At 58.7% G+C, this 16,734-nt stretch carries 17 protein-coding genes and 2 pseudogenes; 15 read left to right on the forward strand and 4 right to left on the reverse strand.

Going from position 1 to position 16,734, the window contains the following annotated elements; all coding sequences use genetic code 11:
- Positions 1-70 precede the first annotated feature (70 nt).
- Together BUB54_RS10490 and BUB54_RS10495 are read right to left on the reverse strand one after the other, a co-directional pair.
- The gene (locus tag BUB54_RS10490; protein WP_139284874.1) at positions 71-355 is read right to left on the reverse strand and encodes a hypothetical protein; all 285 of its coding nucleotides are present in this window, start codon (positions 353-355) and stop codon (positions 71-73) included.
- A 173-nt stretch (positions 356-528) separates the two neighbouring features.
- Positions 529-1,923, reverse strand: a complete 1,395-nt coding sequence (locus BUB54_RS10495; protein ID WP_082075790.1) for a CoA transferase — start codon at positions 1,921-1,923, stop codon at positions 529-531.
- Positions 1,924-2,044: 121 nt separating this feature from the next.
- On the opposite strand from BUB54_RS10495, the pseudogene BUB54_RS10500 reads away from it, so the two are divergent.
- From BUB54_RS10500 to BUB54_RS10510, 3 genes and pseudogenes are all read left to right on the forward strand, one after another.
- A pseudogene (locus BUB54_RS10500) lies at positions 2,045-2,227 on the forward strand (transposase); the annotation flags it as partial.
- Between the two features lie 401 nt (positions 2,228-2,628).
- On the forward strand, positions 2,629-2,895 hold the full coding sequence (locus BUB54_RS10505; RefSeq protein ID WP_048879329.1) for an AbrB/MazE/SpoVT family DNA-binding domain-containing protein: 267 nt from the start codon (positions 2,629-2,631) through the stop codon (positions 2,893-2,895).
- Positions 2,892-3,290, forward strand: a complete 399-nt coding sequence (locus BUB54_RS10510; RefSeq protein ID WP_048879328.1) for a type II toxin-antitoxin system VapC family toxin — start codon at positions 2,892-2,894, stop codon at positions 3,288-3,290. Before BUB54_RS10505 ends, BUB54_RS10510 begins: the two co-directional genes overlap by 4 nt.
- 283 nt (positions 3,291-3,573) lie before the next feature.
- Here the strand turns inward: BUB54_RS10510 and BUB54_RS10520 are convergent.
- Positions 3,574-4,260, reverse strand: a pseudogene (locus BUB54_RS10520) (transposase); the annotation flags it as partial.
- A 546-nt stretch (positions 4,261-4,806) separates the two neighbouring features.
- Between BUB54_RS10520 and BUB54_RS10525 the strand changes: the two are divergent.
- The 12 genes from BUB54_RS10525 (at position 4,807) to BUB54_RS22060 (ending at position 15,783) form a co-directional block, all read left to right on the forward strand.
- Entirely contained in the window at positions 4,807-5,742 is a 936-nt protein-coding gene (locus BUB54_RS10525; protein WP_048879327.1) for a LysR substrate-binding domain-containing protein, read from the forward strand.
- Between the two features lie 209 nt (positions 5,743-5,951).
- Positions 5,952-7,109, forward strand: a complete 1,158-nt coding sequence (locus tag BUB54_RS10530; protein WP_048879326.1) for an alpha/beta hydrolase family protein — start codon at positions 5,952-5,954, stop codon at positions 7,107-7,109.
- Between the two features lie 21 nt (positions 7,110-7,130).
- Positions 7,131-8,087: a VOC family protein gene (locus BUB54_RS10535; protein WP_048879325.1), complete on the forward strand. Its 957-nt coding sequence runs from the start codon at positions 7,131-7,133 to the stop codon at positions 8,085-8,087.
- Positions 8,088-8,089: 2 nt separating this feature from the next.
- Positions 8,090-8,461: a Rieske (2Fe-2S) protein gene (locus BUB54_RS10540; protein WP_073211582.1), complete on the forward strand. Its 372-nt coding sequence runs from the start codon at positions 8,090-8,092 to the stop codon at positions 8,459-8,461.
- Positions 8,458-9,585 (forward strand): FAD-dependent oxidoreductase, encoded by a 1,128-nt coding sequence (locus BUB54_RS10545; RefSeq protein WP_048879323.1) that lies wholly within the window; start codon positions 8,458-8,460, stop codon positions 9,583-9,585. Before BUB54_RS10540 ends, BUB54_RS10545 begins: the two co-directional genes overlap by 4 nt.
- Before the next feature lie 16 nt (positions 9,586-9,601).
- Positions 9,602-10,588: a fumarylacetoacetate hydrolase family protein gene (locus BUB54_RS10550; RefSeq protein WP_048879322.1), complete on the forward strand. Its 987-nt coding sequence runs from the start codon at positions 9,602-9,604 to the stop codon at positions 10,586-10,588.
- A 153-nt stretch (positions 10,589-10,741) separates the two neighbouring features.
- Positions 10,742-11,686: a SphA family protein gene (locus BUB54_RS10555; RefSeq protein WP_048879321.1), complete on the forward strand. Its 945-nt coding sequence runs from the start codon at positions 10,742-10,744 to the stop codon at positions 11,684-11,686.
- 11 nt (positions 11,687-11,697) lie between these two features.
- The gene (locus BUB54_RS10560) at positions 11,698-12,894 is read left to right on the forward strand and encodes an MFS transporter (RefSeq protein WP_048879320.1); all 1,197 of its coding nucleotides are present in this window, start codon (positions 11,698-11,700) and stop codon (positions 12,892-12,894) included.
- A gap of 43 nt (positions 12,895-12,937) precedes the next feature.
- Positions 12,938-13,723: a cyclase family protein gene (locus tag BUB54_RS10565; RefSeq protein ID WP_048879319.1), complete on the forward strand. Its 786-nt coding sequence runs from the start codon at positions 12,938-12,940 to the stop codon at positions 13,721-13,723.
- A 345-nt stretch (positions 13,724-14,068) separates the two neighbouring features.
- The gene (locus BUB54_RS10570) at positions 14,069-14,377 is read left to right on the forward strand and encodes an antitoxin Xre-like helix-turn-helix domain-containing protein (protein ID WP_244890767.1); all 309 of its coding nucleotides are present in this window, start codon (positions 14,069-14,071) and stop codon (positions 14,375-14,377) included.
- A 216-nt stretch (positions 14,378-14,593) separates the two neighbouring features.
- Positions 14,594-15,187, forward strand: coding sequence for an RES family NAD+ phosphorylase (locus tag BUB54_RS10575; RefSeq protein ID WP_244890768.1), 594 nt, complete (start codon positions 14,594-14,596; stop codon positions 15,185-15,187).
- A 287-nt stretch (positions 15,188-15,474) separates the two neighbouring features.
- The gene (locus BUB54_RS22060; RefSeq protein WP_073211575.1) at positions 15,475-15,783 is read left to right on the forward strand and encodes an SOS response-associated peptidase family protein; all 309 of its coding nucleotides are present in this window, start codon (positions 15,475-15,477) and stop codon (positions 15,781-15,783) included.
- A 270-nt stretch (positions 15,784-16,053) separates the two neighbouring features.
- Here the strand turns inward: BUB54_RS22060 and BUB54_RS20255 are convergent, their stop codons facing one another.
- The gene (locus BUB54_RS20255; RefSeq protein ID WP_139284875.1) at positions 16,054-16,638 is read right to left on the reverse strand and encodes a hypothetical protein; all 585 of its coding nucleotides are present in this window, start codon (positions 16,636-16,638) and stop codon (positions 16,054-16,056) included.
- Positions 16,639-16,734 lie beyond the last annotated feature (96 nt).

A 16,734-nucleotide genomic window follows, 5' to 3' on the forward strand; every position in this document is an offset into this window, starting at 1 on the left:
GGGCACCTGGACCGTTTCGGCCCAGGTGCCCGGTTACTTGATCTTCAGGATATGGATGACGCCCTGCGGTTCACTCGGCCGCGTCGGCGTCCTCGCCGGCCAGCCACCAGCCCATCCGCCCGCCCCCGATCCAGCCTTCCGCGTACAGCTTCGACAGCGCGGCGGAGATGGAACCGAGCGGCACCTCACCGGCATTTTCCGCGGCCAGGAGGACGGCGATCTGCGGGCGGGTCAGGGTGGTGTGCTGCTTCAGCAGATGGGCGATTCGCGCGGAGACGGTGTTGGCTGTGAATTGGCGCCGAAGTGGGCCCCCTCCGAAAATCGCTTCAAGTGGCTGAAATCCAAACATAAACAAAATTTGAGAGGGGCCCGATCTGCGCCGATCGGGACCCCTGCTAGGCACTAATTCTTTTATGTATTTCAATGGATTGTGTTAGTACCGGGAGGGGGACCACTTCAGTGCCGGTTCACAGTCGCGGCGCTATTCGCCGATCTCCGACCTGACGCCAGGGTGCAAGAGGAGGCGGGTTAACCTGTCATTGCCCCCCAAGCCGCCTTCGCCGATCCAAGTGGCGAGGCGGGCAAATCCCAGTGCAAGGGGCTGCCGCCGATCAGGATGGGAGACCGCAGCCGGCGCGCCGGTCCCCATGCAGTGTGCTCCGTCTCGGGTGTGTAATCCTCGTCTCGCAGCGTGCTGAAGGCGGCTTCGGCCTGGGGCTCGCCGCCGTTCACCAGCAGCGCGGCGGTGCGCGCCAGGGAGAGCCGTGCGGTGAACGCGGCTTCATCGCGCACCCGTGCAATCAGCCCGCGGATCGCCGCGGCCGCCATGAGGTAGCCGGTGGCGTGGTCCAGCGCCTGGGCGGGAAGCGGCACGGGCCGTTCGGCCTGTCGCCAGCGCATTCCTTCATCCGCGATGCCAGACGACATCTGCACGAGGCTGTCGAACCCGCGCCTGCCCGCCCAAGGCCCGGTCCAGCCATAGGCACAAAGGGAAACATCGATCAGGCCGGGGCTGATCGCGCGGCGCTGCGCCTCGCCATAGCCGAGCCCTTCGAGCGCGCCGGGGCGGTAGCCGTGCACCAGAATGTCGGCTTCTTCCAGAAAATCCTCGAAAACGCAACGATCTGCCGTCTGATGAAGGTTGAGCCGCGCGCAGCGTTTGCCAAGGGTGACCTCCGGCACCACGCCGGGTTCGTCCCAGCTAGGCGGATCGATCCGCAGCACCTCCGCGCCCAGCCCGGCCAGAAAGCGCGTCGAGATCGGTCCCGCCAGCACGCGGGTCAGGTCAAGCACCTTGATCCCGGAAAGCGGGCGGGACGGGTGCAGGCGCCATCGCCGACGCATGCCGGGCTGGGTTTGCGCCGTGGCGATCAGCGGTTCCGCCGCCACCGCGCGGCCCTGCTCATGAACTCGCCACGCATCCAGCGAACGCATCGTAGCCGCGCAGCCGCCGGCGCCGATAACTGCCGCCTCCAACTCGTCCGTACCGCGCCGTGCAACGGCCTCGGTCACTGAATCCCGATCGCCGGCGCAGCCGAGTACGGCCAGCGCCACCGCGCGATGGTGTGGGGCGTTTGTGTGAAGCCTGATCCATCCGTCGGCCGTCTCATAATCACCGGCGATCGGGTCCCAGGGAACGGGGAGCTTCCACCCCTCCGGGCTCAGCGACCACTGGAACCATGCCGATGCCAGATGCCTGTCGACCGTGACGGGCGTCGCCGCTCCGTCCAGGCCCAGAAGTTCCGACAAGGCCAATCCGGCAGTCGCGATAGCCGCCACCGCAAGATCGGTCACCGCGAAGCAAGAATGCAGGCTCTCACCGCCTGTGACATGCAGACGCTCGGCGGCGCTGGGCGGCAGCGTTACCGCATGCAGAGCATCTACGAGCATCCTTCCGAGGGGAGAGGGAAGTGTGTCGGACATTGCCTGACGGTACGCCGCTGCGGAGGAAGTGGAAATAGCTAGGTGGAGGAAGAAGCGGTAAACGCTGGCTCGCTGTTTTTTGCCTGCGCTGGTTGAATTCAGGTACGTGTCCTGTTCAGACGATCTCGATGACTGGCTGGCGATTGCCAAAGGCAGCCTCATCGGGTCATTCGTCAATGACGTCGAAAAGGACCAGACGGCTGTCAGAAACGCGATCGTCTCGCCATGGTCGAACGGACAGACTGAGGGGCAGATCACGCGCCTCAAACTTATCAAGCGACAGATGTATGGGCGCGAAACTTGATCTGCTTCATGTATGGGTAGGTACCCAGGACGAGGAGAGGATTTTGGCCCGCATGAATACTCACAACCGCGCCATACATCACGTACGTGGCAGAATCGAAAAATCTTCGGTACTTGGAAACAAAGCTATAGATTACGACGAATGCGATGATGTGGTCTTGCTAAATCCGTTGTTCAGGTCTGTCTCACCGCCATCGCTTATAACCTCAAACGCATTCTTAACATCGACATTCAAGCGGCCTGATTTTAGCATGCCCGCGCTACCCCGCTTCACAGGAATATGGCCAATCTAGCTCGCATCCCAAACGGCGCGCGAACATTGAGTGACCTGCCCAGACGCTTCATCTTGACGGTAATGAAAAAACTCCTTACAATTTAAAGGGACGGGCTAAGGAGGCTTTGATGGCATCGCTTGCGGTCACAGTGAAAGGGCAGGTCACGTTGAAGCGGGACTTGCTGCAGCACCTCGGCATCAAGCCGGGAGAGAGGGTTGAGTTTGAAAAGCTGCCGGGCGGCGAGCTGAAGGTGCGCGCGGCACGGCCAAGCGGAACAATTGACGGCTTCTTCCATGCGCTGGACGGCAAGGTGAAGCTGAATAAGCCGCTCAGCATCGAGGAGATGAACGACATCATCGCCGCTGGCTGGGCGGGTGAGCTAGGCGACGAATGAAGATCACCGCCGACACCAATGTGCTGGCCCGCGCCATCCTGCAAGACGACGCCGCACAATGCCGTACCGCGCGCAAGTCGCTCAAGGACGCCACTCTGATCGCCGTGTCGCTGCCCTCCCTGTGCGAGCTGGTGTGGTTGCTGCGGCAGGGTGCCAAGTTGTCGAAAGAGGATGTGGCAGTAGCCATCCGGGCCCTCTTGGACGCCGGAAACGTGGTCATGAATCGCCCCGCCGTGGAGGCCGGGCTTGCTCTGCTGGAAGCAGGTGGAGACTTCGCCGATGGTATCATGGCCCATGAGGGCAAATGGCTGGGAGGCGAAACCTTCGTGTCCTTCGACAAGAAGGCGGTCACGCTGCTATCCAAGCAGGGTGAGACCGCCCTGCTACTGACCTAAAAAGAACGCTTTGGCTGAGTGTGGTATTTTTCGTGGTATCCCTAAATTTTTCCTTGAAATACCATTGATTTTAAAAGGGTTTTATCTAATCAATGATCGGCTATTTAGCCGACGTTTAGGAGTTCAAGGCTGAAGAATGAGCATTAACACTGCCGGATTAGCGTAAACTCTCGGTTGTTGCGTGCCCCTGCAACCAAATTAAATTGTGAAAACGGAACAAAAAACCGTCCGCAGACCCGCGGGTGGTTTTGCCGTTTGCAGCGCCCAGCACACAAGGCAAGAATCCCATACTCTTGCGGTACAGCCTGGCGTCCGGGTCGGTGGTTGGGGCATAGGTCTCGTTCGAACGTGTCTCGCCGCGGAAATTCCGCCCGACATTGTGCTCCGTGGGCCGTGCCGGAGGCTCATCCTGATCCTTGGGCACAAAACTCTTCATGCTGACCTCCGCAGCTTTCCATTGATACAATGCATCAATGAAACCTTGGCTGCTCCGCCCACGCATCAATCAGTGTGCCATCTTCAGAGAAATGTTCCGACGACAGCAGGCGTTTGACCCGGGGCAGCGCCAGCGCCCTTGCAGGAAGGCCCGTGCCACATCAGCCTGCAGCAGTCGGTCGCGATTATGGGTGAAGCCCGTCGGGTGCCACACGGGCGCATCCATCGAGAGCCCGACAAACCAGCGGAACAGCAGATTATAGTTCATCTGCTCCATCAGCATCCGCTCCGAGCGCACAGAGTACAACGCTTGCAAAAGCGTCGCCCGCAGCAGCATTTCAGGCGGGATCGAGGGTCGGCCGGTATACGCATAAAGCCCCGAAAAACTACTGCTCAAGCCTGCAAGAATTTCATCCGCCAGCGCTCGGATCACCCGCAATGGATGATCCGAAGGCACAGGCTCCTCAAGCCGAACAAAACTGAAAAGCTCGTCACCCAAACCAGACCGACGCCGCTTCCCCTCTCCTGCCGGGATAATCTGAAGCGCGCAGGCGGTGGGACTGACCTGGCCGACGGGGCTGCAGGAGGCGCGTCTGTGTGCCCGCAGCGGCACCGCGGGCGGTACGTGCTGGCGTGGATCTGATGGTGCTGTGGGAAAAATATCGCGCGGCGCATCCGGATGGGTATTGGCTCGCTCGGTTTTAGAGAAGAGAGCAAGCTCTCCATAGCCTAGTTTTCTCACGTATTGCTGCCTCTGTTCATCACCTAATTGATTCTAAAAAATTGTTGCTTTGGTGGGGCGTTGTTGATTATGGGGGCTAGTGAGCGCGACCACTCGTGCAGACCAATCGAACCGCCTCATCTTCAATGTCACGACTATGCCGTTGCGCCATAGATGAAAAAATTCCCTATAACATTAGAGGCGTTTCACTTTTCCGAAGCAACTTCAAGGTGAGGTTTTCTACGTAGTTGATCAGCAAGTCGGACAGGCCGCTTATGTACCTTAAATTTCCATGCAGAGGGGGTAGGGCTCCAGATTTGCCGTATCTTCATATAGGTTTAGAAGGGGGGGGAGGAACCGATGCGGATCAATAGCCTGGACTTGAATCTGCTTATCGTCCTCGATGCGCTGCTGACGCACGAAAATGTTACCCGCGTCGCGGAGCAGTTGAATGTGACGCAGCCGACGATCAGTAATGCGCTCTCCCGATTAAGGCTGCATTTCAAGGACGAGCTTTTGGTGATGCTCGGGCGGCGCATGGTGCCAACGCCTTTGGCCAACCGGCTGCGCGATCCGGTTTCGGAGTTGTTGCGGCAGGCTCAGCGCGTGGCGCTTACCCGCTCCAACTTCGATCCCGCGGAAGCCGAGACAGATATTGCCATTGCCGCTTCGGACTATGTCGTCGACGCCTTGATGCTCGATGTTCAGCGGGAGTTGCTGCATCGCGCGCCACGAATCAATACCCAGATCGTCAGTGTTTCAGCCCCGGCAAGGCAGCGATTTGCCGATGGCCAGATGGATCTCATGTTTCATCCACCCGAATTCGTTAACACGAATGACTATTTCGAACGCGTGTTCGAAGATAAGTTTGTCCCGGTGATCTGGGAGGGAAATGACGCGATCGGCGCAACATTGCCGCTAGCCGCGTTTCAATCGATGCCCTATGCGGCCATCGAATTTGGCGAATCCTCCCATATCAGCCAGTCTGATCTTTATTTTTCGCGCGCGGGCATTACCCGGAATATTCGTCTTCGTCTGCCCAACTATATCAATCTGGCGGCGGCCGTCATAGGCACGCCTTTGCTGGCAAGCCTGCCTTGGCTGCTGGCACGCCATTGGGTCGGCAAAGGACTTCGGGTGGTGAAGCCCGATTTCACCTTCCCCACGCTGCCAGAAGTGATGTGCTGGCCAGCTCATCTCAATGACGATCCCGGCAATCAGTGGTTGCGCGGGCTGGTCAAGGATAAGGCGCAAAGGCTGCAAGCCCTGATCGACGCGGCGTTTTCCCATTCATAGACAATCCTTATTGCTTTCATTCAAAACGATGATTTGATCGGCCGTCTCCCCTGGCTCAATGAATGCACAAGAAAATTTGTGAGGGGATTTCGTCTTTGCCGAGCGGATAATTTATTCGCGTCATGGCCCGGGTGAACGGGCTCGATTTCTGTTTTGACTCTCATCAGACGTAACCCTCGCACAGTGGCTGGGTATGCGCGGAGATATGCATGTTTCGCTATTTTCCTACCAATTATGTTTGGAATCTTTCTGTTGATCTTGCCTTCGAGATGGGTGCAAGGATCGGCGAGATCGAGGAGATGTGTGCGCCTTTACTGGAGGCGGCGAAATCCCCCGATGCCGCTGGCACGCGGGCGTTCCGCGAAGCCTGGGAAAAAATGGCCGGCAAGCTGGTCGAGCTCGCGCAGGAAGACGAATCCGCGGGGCGGCTTCTATCCGCTGGTGAAAAGCTCAATCGCGCCGCCATATATTTGCTGACCTGCGAGCGCCTGCAGTCGCGTGACGCGCCTGGCCGGCTCGACCTTTATAAAAATGTTCTGGCGGTTTTCAAAAAGGGCGTTGCGCTCTCGCGGGAGAATTGCCGGCTCGTGGAAATACCTTACGAGGGCAAGGTGATTTCCGGCTTGTTCGTGCAGGCGGAAGGGGTCAGCGGCCCCGCGCCCGTGCTGTTGCAGGTCAACGGCCTGGATTCGACGAAAGAGATGAAATACCGCGTCGGCCTTCCGGCGTGGCTGGCGCGGCGGGGGGTGTCCTCGCTGGTGATCGATCAGCCCGGCACAGGCGAGGCGTTGCGCTTGCATAACCTAACAGCACGTTATGATTCCGAGCATTGGGCCAGCGTGGTGGTAGATTGGCTGGAAGCCCAGCCAGAGATCGACCCCAAGCGGATCGGCATGGAGGGCGTGTCGCTGGGCGGCTATTATTGTCCGCGCGCCTTGGCCTTCGAGCCGCGCTTTGCCATGGGTGTGGCCTGGGGTGCGAATCATGATTGGCGGGAGGTGCAGAAGCGCCGTCTGGCAAAAGAGGGAAGCTTTCCGGTGCCGCATTACTGGGAGCATGTCTGCTGGGTCTGGGGTGCCGCGAATATCGATGAATTCATGACCATTGCTGAGAATGTGCATCTCGACGGGATTCTGGACCGCATCAAGGTGCCGTTTTTGGTCACGCATGGCGAGAAGGATTCACAAATTCCGCTGGACATGGCGCGCCGCACGTATGATGCGCTAGTCAACAGCCCCAGGCGTGAGCTGAAGATTTTCACCGACCGCGAAGGTGGCGTGCAGCACTCAAGTTTCGATAATTCCATCAATGCCGGCCACTATATCGCCGATTGGGTGGCGCAAACCCTCGGCGGCCGTCTGGCCTGAACCGATATCACGGAGATAGTCATGAACATCACCAGCCTCGAGGGGCTTGTTTTCGGTGTTGACGATGTTGGCGCCTGCAACGAGTTCCTCGCCAATATGGGACTTGAAGCTGTTGAGCGTAGCGGTGGCGGCGGGCGTTTCTTCGCCGAGGATGGAACCTGGATCAGCACTCGTCCGCGTATGGATGAGAGCCTGCCCGCACCGCTGGAGACCGGTTCCATGTTGCGCGAGACCGTCTACGGCGCCGCCGACGCGGACACGATCGAGGCGGTTGCCAAGGAGATGGCGCGTGACCGTGAGGTCACCCGGCATGCCGATGGCAGCATCGGATTTTACGATGATCTGGGGTTTGCCTTGCGGATTTGTCTCTCGACCCGCAAGCCGCTGGAGGTGCCGGCGGAGGTGATGCTCAACGTTCCAAATTCCACGCAAAGCCGTGGGTTGAATGTCACGGGTGTCACGCCGGGCGCGCCTGCGGCGCAGCCGCGCACATTGTCCCACGTAGTGTATTTCGTTCCCGATGTCGCGGCGGCCGAAGCGTTTTATACGGAGCGTCTAGGATTTCGTTGCACGGATCGCTTCACCGATGTCGGACCCTTCCTGCGCCCGGCCGGCATGGCGGATCATCATGCCTTGTTCTTGATCCAAAGCCCGCCGCATATCAAAGGCATCGAACATTTCGCCTTCCACATGGCCAGCCCCTCGCAGGTTCTGGCGGCGGGAACGCAGATGGTAAAGCGCGGCTTTCAGAGTTTCTGGGGGCCGGGGCGGCATCATTTCGGCAGCAACTGGTTCTGGTATTTTAATTGCCCAATGGGCTGCCATGCCGAATTCGACGCGGACATGGATCAGCATGACGATCATTGGGTGCCCCGTGCCACGGCGATGGGGGCCGAGGCCAGCCAGGCTTACCTTTTCCAGTTTCGTGAAAAATGGGCGCCCGGCGGGCCGCCGCCAAATGCCCGGCCGGCCAGCTGAGCATGACGGTGCTCTGTCATATTTCAGAGATTCCGGATGCGGGCGCCATCGGTGTCGAGCCTGGCGAAGACGGGCACGATACGATTTTTCTGGTCCGCCGCGCCGGGCGTGTCTATGCCTACCGCGATTCCTGTCCGCATTGGCCAGGGGCGCGCATGGCCTGGAGGCGCCATGAATATCTGGACGCGGACGGCGCGCATATCGTCTGCCACGGTCACGGGGCCCTGTTTGATATTGAAACCGGCGATTGCCTTTCGGGGCCTTGCGCCGGCTTGTCGCTCAGCGCCCTGCCGGTGGAGCTGACAGCGCAGGGTTTGGTGCGGCTCATGCCTATTCAACCTGCGCCCCTGACCTCAAAGGATATTTCGAAATGAGTGAAATGGCGAAGAAGGTTCTCGTCATTGGCGGCGGGTTCGCGGGCATGGCCGCGGCGATTGAGTTGGCCAAGCGGGGCATGCAGGTCGAACTGGTTGAGATCGATCCGGGCTGGCGCGCCTATGGTGCCGGCATCAGCCTGGGCGGGGCGACATTGCGGGCATTACAAACCTTGGGCATTCTCGATAGGTTTTTGCGCGCCGCCCACGCCTCGGATGGCGTGGATATCTGCACCCCGGCCGGGGGGCTGATCAGCCAGTTGCCAACCCCCCGCCTGGCGGGGCAGGAGGTGCCGGGCGGTGCTGGCGTGATGCGGCCGGTCTTGGCTGGCATTCTCGCCTCCGCCACGCGCGAGGCCGGTGTGGCGGTGCGGCTGGGTGTTACATTTTCCAGCATCACCCAGAACGAAGCCGGCGTGGAGGTTGCCTTCACCGATGGTGGGACAGGCCGGTATGATCTGCTGATCGGCGCCGATGGGCTTTATTCCAAGGTACGCACGGCATTATTCCCGGACGCGCCGGCGCCAGCCTATAGTGGCCAGGGTGTGTGGCGGGCGGTGCTGCCGCGCCCGTCCGAGATCGAGCGCTGCACGATGTGGATGGGCGATATGGTCAAGCCGGGGGTGAATCCGGTTTCCGCCGAGGAGATGTATCTTTTCGTCACCGAAGACCGCGCGGCGCATGAGCGTCTGGATCCGGCCGGCTTCGTCGATCATCTGCGCGGCTTGCTGGCGCCATTCCCGGCTCCGGTTTTGCAGGCGATCAGGGCGCAGTTGGGGACGCAGTCGCAGATCATCTACCGGCCACTGGAAGGGCTGCTGCTGAAGACCTGGTATCAGGGCAGGGTGGTGCTGGTGGGCGATGCCGTGCACGCTACGACCCCGCATCTGGCCTCCGGCGCCTGTATCGGGATTGAGGACGGCATCGTGCTGGCCGAGGAACTTGCCGTTGGCGGCGGCATCGAGGCGGCACTCTCGCGTTTCCAGGCTCGGCGCTGGGAACGCTGCCGCATGGTGGTGGAAAACTCAGCACGGCTTGGCGTGATTGAGCGGACGGGAGGCGATAAGGCGGAACATGCGCAGATCATGCAGGCCAGCCACCAAGCGCTGGCGGCGCCGATATGAGGAAAGGGTCTCACTCATGAAGCTGGCCAGTTTGCGTGACGGCAGCCGCGATGGGCGGCTGGCCGTGGTCTCGCGTGATCTCTCCCGCGCCTGCCTGGCGCCCGTGCCCACCATGCTGGCGCTCATGGACCAGTGGGTGGCGCAGGAGCCAGTGCTGCGCCGCCTGTATCAAGCCTTGAACGAAGGTAAGCTCGAAAGTTTCGCCTTCGACCCCGGCCAAGCGATGGCGCCGCTGCCGCGTAGTTTTCAATGGCTGGATGCATCCGCCTTCCTGGCGCATGGCGCGTTGATGACCAGGGCGCTGCGCCTGGAGAAGAATGTGCAAGGCGATGTACCGCTGATTTACCAGGGCGGATCGGATAGCCTGCTCGGCCCGTGCGAGGATGTGCCATTCCCCTCGGAAGGGTTGGGAATCGACTTCGAGGGCGAGTTTGCCGTGTGCCTGGGCGATGTGCCGATGGGGGCAACCCAGGAGGAGGCGGAACAGGCGATCCGCTTGCTGACAATCGCCAATGATTGGAGCTTGCGGACGCTTGCCGTGCGGGAGATGGCCACTGGCTTTGGCTGGCTGCAATGCAAGCCCTCTACCAGCTTCGCGCCGGTGGCGATCACGCCAGATGAGCTGGGGCGGGCCTGGGACCAGGGACGGGTGAAATTGCGCCTCTCGGTGAGCCTGAACGGCGCGCTGTTCGGCAAGCCCGATGGCGCGGCGATGGATTACGGCTTTCCGGAGCTGATCTGCCACGCGGCACGCACACGCCGCCTCTGCGCTGGCACGTTACTGGGATCGGGAACCGTTTCGGAAGGGGCGCCGCAGCGTGTGGGGAGTGCTTGCATCGCGGAGATGCGCGGTGGCGAGATGATCCTGCACGGCGAACCGCGAACCGCCTTCCTGAAGTTTGGCGATGAGGTCGCGATGACAGCTTATGACGCCGAAGGCCATGCGCCATTTGGCGCTCTGTCACAACGTGTCGTCGCCGCGCAGCGTCAGGAAATACCCTGATTTCGCAGCCGTCTTATCGAATTTTCCATGGCGATAGAGACGCTCAATGGGAGCCATATAAAAACTAAATTTTTCAAACATCCATGATTATGGATTGATCGCAGCCGTCCAAGCAGCGCGCAAAGCGCCTTTATAACGAGAAAGTTTGGGGAAATGAAAAAAATCCTAAAAACATCTGTGGCCCTCTTATGCTGCCTCGCGGCGGCACCGGCCTTGGCGTTCGAAAATGACAGCGCCCCCTATCCCGTCGGCACCACCTCGATCGGCATTGCCTCCTTGCCGCCCATTCCGGGTGTTTTTCTGTTGGACCAAACCGACGTCGCCGGCGCTGGCTACCTCACGGATAGCCACGGCAACAAGAAGGAGATCCCTCCCTTCAAGGTGCATTCAGTATCAACCACCCCGCGCATCCTGATCAGTTGGCCGGTGACATTGCCGGGCAATGGGCGTCTCTACACGCAAATCGTCCCGCCGATCGTGTTTCTGAACACGGAAGTGTTCGGGCAGAAATTTCATACTGCCGGTGTGGCGAATTTCACCATCACGCCGTTTCTTGGCCAATGGAGCGTGACACGGAATTTCAAAATCGCCAGCGGGTTCGACTTCATTCTGCCCACCGGCGCCTACAGCGCCAGTAAGCCCGCCATCGCCTCCGGCTATACCACCTACTCGCCAGTGCTCTCGCTGCGCTACAACAATCCGCGGGGGCTGGATATTGGCGTTTCCAACCGTCTGTTCTTCAACGCCACCAATACGCGCACCAATTACCATTCCGGCGACGCCTATATGGCGGATTATATCGCCGGCTGGAACATCGGGCATGTCGAGCTAGGCGTGACCGGCGGCTGGCTGCAGGAATATCAGCGCGATAGCCAGTATGGCGCCGCGATTCCCGGCTCGCGCCAGGAGATTTTCAGGATCGGCCCATCCATTACTTATAGCGGCCGGTTCCTGGGCAAGATCCCCTTCATCGTCAACGTCAACGACCAGTTCGACGTGATTTCAAAAAATGCGCCGAAGGAAAATAATTTCTGGGTGAATATCGGCTTTCCGCTATTCGCGCCGCCGCCGCCGGCCCCGCCGGTACAGTCAAGTTGAAGGAACAGACGATGAGCGAGACGCAACGCCAAGCCGGAAACGGCCAAGGTATCTTGTTGCTATGCGGGTCGTGCCTGCCAATTCTGGGCGCGGTCTTGCTTGGGCCGGTGCTGGCCGACGTGCAGACGCATTTCATTACATCCCCCGACGTCGCGACCCTGACGCCGGTGATGCTCACCATTCCGGCCCTGATGATCGCGGTATTTTCGCCATTGGCCGGCTGGCTCGCGGACAGGTTCGGCAGGCGTCGATTACTACTCGTCGGCCTGCTGGTCTACACGCTGTTTGGTACGGCGCCGCTTTATCTGCCGAGTTTGCAGGCGATCGTGCTATCCCGCGCGGGGCTGGGGCTGACAGAGGCGGTAGTGATGACCATCTGCACCGCGCTCATTGGCGATTATTTCGAAGGTAATAGGCGCGAGTTTTGGCTCTCTATGCAGGGGGCGGTTGCGTCGTTCGCTGCCGCCGTGTTTTTTGGGCTCGGGGGCGCGCTGGGGGAATTTGGCTGGCGCACGCCGTTCTGGCTCTACGTCGCCGGAATCCTGATGTTTCCCTTTGCCTTGAAGCTATTGTGGGAGCCAGCCAAACCGCATGCCTTCGCAGTGCATCTAGGCGAGCAGAAACTTCCCTGGCGGGTACTTGCTGTCGCGTATCCTTTCGCATTGGTCACGGGCATCGCACTGTTAATGGTGCCCATTCAGCTCAGCTTCATTCTACATGGGCTAGGGCTCGATTCGCCAGCGACGGCGGGGCTGCTCTCCGCCGGCAACCAAGCCTCGGTGCTGGCCGGCGCTTTGTTGTTTCGTTTGCTGGTGCGCTTTGGCTATGTGCCTGTTTTCGGGGGCGGGTTTTTCGCGGCAGGCGTCGGGCTGCTCCTGGTCTCGGTCAGCAAAGGGCAGGGCGGTTTGCTTCTGGGTGGTTGTTTGAACGGTTTGGGGTGTGGCTTGTTGCTTGTAGGATTGATTACCTGGGCTTTGGCGGCGTTGCCGGCGAAGGTTCGCGGCATCGGCGCGGGCGGGTTCAATGCCTGCGTTTTCCTGGGTGAATTCCTCAGCCCTCTGGTCATCCTAGTGTTGCGACATGCCGGCGTCAGCTTGGTGAACGCCTTGGCCCTTTGCGGCTGGGCGCTAGTTGCGTTAATTTTGCCTGGGCTGTTCGCGCCTCTGGCCAACCGTGTGCGAACCGCCGCGGTACCGGCCGCCGACTGATCGCACTCGCGCCAGCCTATAGATATTCCTTTCCGGAGTGAACATGATGAGATGCTTTCTCGATCTCTCGGTGGCTATTGATAACGATACTCCTGCAGACCCGCCGCCCCTACGCCCAAAAATCCGGTATCAGGATCATGCGCAAAGCGTAGCGGAAATGTTGGGGTTCTTCCCCGGCCTCACGTCTGGGCAATTGCCGGATAGTGCCGGCTGGGCGGTGGAAGAATTGCACATCACAGCCCATAACGGCACTCATCTGGACGCGCCCTGGCATTATCATCCGACGATGAATGGCGGCGAGCGCGCGATCACGATCGACGAAGTGCCGTTGGATTGGTGCTATCGTCCCGGCGTCAAGTTGGATTTCCGGCATCTGGAAGACGGCTATGTGGCAACTGCGGCGGATATCGAGGCGGAGTTGCAGCGGATCGGTTATACGTTACAGCCGCTGGATATCGTGGTGATCAACACCGCCGCCGGCGAGGCTTACGGCACGCCGACTTATCTGGGCAAAGGCTGCGGAATTGGCCGCGAGGCCACTTTATATTTGCTGGAAAGGGGAGTGCGTGTCACCGGCACAGATGCCTGGAGTTGGGACGCGCCCTTTCCTTACACCGCCAGGCGTTTCGCCGAGACCGGCGATGCGTCGTTGATCTGGGAAGGGCACAAGGCCGGTGCCAAGATCGGCTATTGTCACTTGGAAAAGCTCGCTCGCCTGGAGGAACTGCCGCCATTTGGCTTTGATGTCATCTGCTTTCCAACAAAAATTAAAAATGGTTCCGCTGGCTGGACGAGAGCGGTAGCGGTGTTTGAATCGGAAGCGGGGTGATTGCGCGTAACTTTCTGTCTGTCGGGCCTGGGCGTTAAGACGGTCTGCTCAATACCAAATTCAAGGGCGTGATCTGGGTGATCCAGGGGTTGACTGACTAAAGCAAATACGATCAATTGGTTATTTTGATGTTCGGTGCGATACAGGTTCAAGAAGTGCACTGTGCCAGCATGGCTCTTCAGGTCAAATCCAACCATGCAAGACAAGGTGACATTGGATGGACACCGCATGGCCCCAGGGGCGTATAATTCTAAGGATCGACTTTGGTAAGTGCCGCCAGAGGAGAGAAGTTATTGTCATATGGCGATGCGTTACGCGTATATAGTCATATGACAGGAGCTGTCCATGTCCGTGCTCAGCCAGATCATCGTTGCGTCGAAACCCTTTTCACCTGCCCCGATCACCGCTGAAGAGGCAGGTGCCATGTTCCGTACGGCCTTGAATCTCTTCCGCCTATGGGGGGTGACAGACGATCAGGCCGCGATCATCCTCGATTTGCCGCGCCGTACCTTCGCCCGCTGGAAGGCAAGCGAGGTTGGTCGGATTGGCCGTGACGGCAAGGCCAAGCTCTCCAATATCTTGGGGATCCACAAAGCCTTGCGGATCATTTTCAAGGAGCCGGCGCGCGGCTATGGCTGGATCAAAGCCATTTAGTGGCCGCTCGGCTTTGGATGTTATGCTCCATGGTGAATTAGCCGATCTCATGCGCGTGCGGAATTATCTGGACGCGGAGCGTGGCGTCTGCTGATCGACCCGTCGATCGTCCCCATCTCGCCGGTTCATTGGGTTGGCGCCAGGCGGATCATCCGCAGCCTGTATCCGCCGATCAATTTATTTGAGGATATCGCCGATCCAGAAGATTGGCCCTTGTTGATTGCCGCCGAGCAGAAGACCAATCCGCGCCTAATGGAAACGATCGGTACCTTTGATCTCGTACCGGTGACGCGGCGCGTTTCCGGGCCTGGAGCGAGTTATCTCATGGCCCCGTTCACGCATGTCTACCCTGAGCGGCCGAGCCGGTTCGGCGCAGGCACCTATGGTGTGCTGTACGCCGCGCGGACATATGAGACGGCCTTGCTTGAAACCATTCATCATCATGCCCGCTTCATGGCACAGACCGGCCAACCGCCTGGCTGGACCTCGCAATTCCGGGTGCTTGTGCGCGATATTCTGGCTTCACTCCATGACCTGTGGGGTGGGATTGACGCATTCGCATCCACACTGGACCCGAATTGCAATACTGCGGCGCAACAACTGGCCGCGGCGTTGCGGGACAGCGGATCTCATGGGCTGGTCTACCCGAGCAGGCGTGCCCCTGCTGGTGTTTGTGTCGGGCTGTTTTACCCGGATCTAGCCTCGCCGCCTGTGCAATGGCGCCATCTTGATTATCACTGGGATGGTGTTCGCGCTGATCTAGTCCGTGATGATGGGACAGGAGAGGTTTTTCGGTTGAAAGAATGGTGAAGTGGGCGGAAGCAAACGAGGCCAGATTGTTCACGCCCATTTTGTGAGGTGACATCCTACAGCCCACCCGGCGCTGTTGTGACGCAAATGGGTGGTTTGGGTACGCTTCGAGTGAAATGGTGAAGGATTGTGTTTAGGCCAGCCCATTAGGACTTTTTGAGTCAAAAATTGAAACGATCAAGGACTTTTACATTTATTATTTTAGTGTGTTGTCTAGTCTCGGGACGTCATTGGGATCAGGTAAGCTAGAGCTCTCTGCAGTATTGGGAAGATGACCTGCGCACTGAATGCAAGCTGTTCAATGCCAGGGCGGAGACGTTGGCGACGCCCCCATGTTTCGGGCGGCTTTTGTCCATAATCGCTGTCCAATTCTAGCCGATGCCTATTTTGAGTTGCGGATACAGCCGTATGGCCAGCATCCCTACACCTTAGCCCGCCGGGACGGGGTACCGATGATGTTCGTAGAGCTGTGGGATATATGGAAGGGCACAGATGGAGGGAAGCACCGCAGCTTCACCCTGATCACAACTGAGTCCAATAATATCGTCCGACCCTGCTATGATCGCATGCCGGTGACTGTGGAGAACGAAAATTAGCCCCTATGGCTTGCAGACGCAAAGGGCAATGTGCGGGTGTTGCTGCGCCCGGCGGAAGAAACCAACCTCAAAGCCTGGCCGGTTAGACGGCACGTAAACAGCTCTAGAAATAATCACGCCCAGTTGTTGGAGGTGGCGCAATGACGTACGAAATCGGCAGGGGCGGGCGCGATGGGTACGAGAGCGGCCTGAGCGCTCTATGACGCTCACTAAGAAGATATACAATGGTGAGTGGCAACGCTGCTCTGCATTGTCACTCACCTTAGCCTTTCACTCCTGATCTAGATTTTCTTCAAATGCCCCATCAGTTGAAATTTCCTCATGAGTTTCAAGCATTGTTTCAAAGGGAGCCGATTTAGCTTCAGAGAGGATAGGCTTCTTTTGCCGCTTTGGCTTTACTCTGTCGGTCTCTTTGTTGGCAACAGATTCAGCTTTTTTTAGTTTTTTGTTGAGCTGAATAACTTCAGCTTCTAGTTCTGCCACATGCTTATTTGCCTGCGTTAGTTCAAGCTTCATCGTCTTTGCGCGCAGTTTAGCGCGATCGAGTGATTTTGCTTGACGGGTAGCGAGTGCCTTCAAATCGACGACTTTCAGACCTTTGAAAGGATCCGCCGGTTCTTTCGCTTTGGTCCTGGAAGTGACGGGCTTTCTAGCAGGAGCGGCTTTGGCGGCGCTCTTCAGGCGGCGTGTTCCTGTTAAAGTTTTTCGGCGATTGCTTCCCGCCCTGTTGGATTTAGCGGCGTCGTCTGTAACGATGTCCGCCTTTTTTCTCCTGGCCACGGGCTTTCGTTTTGCTGTGACCGTACCTCGGGCCGTAGTGATTCGCTTTTTGGTTGTTGTCGACGCGCGGGCCAATAGGATTCTCCTAACAAAAAATGAAGAAAATTTCAAACTTCATATATGGTACGATATTTTTTTCTTGTTATTCAATACCTGCATCAATTATTTGAA

Source organism: Acidocella aminolytica 101 = DSM 11237 (genome assembly GCF_900129125.1).
Lineage (GTDB): Bacteria > Pseudomonadota > Alphaproteobacteria > Acetobacterales > Acetobacteraceae > Acidocella > Acidocella aminolytica.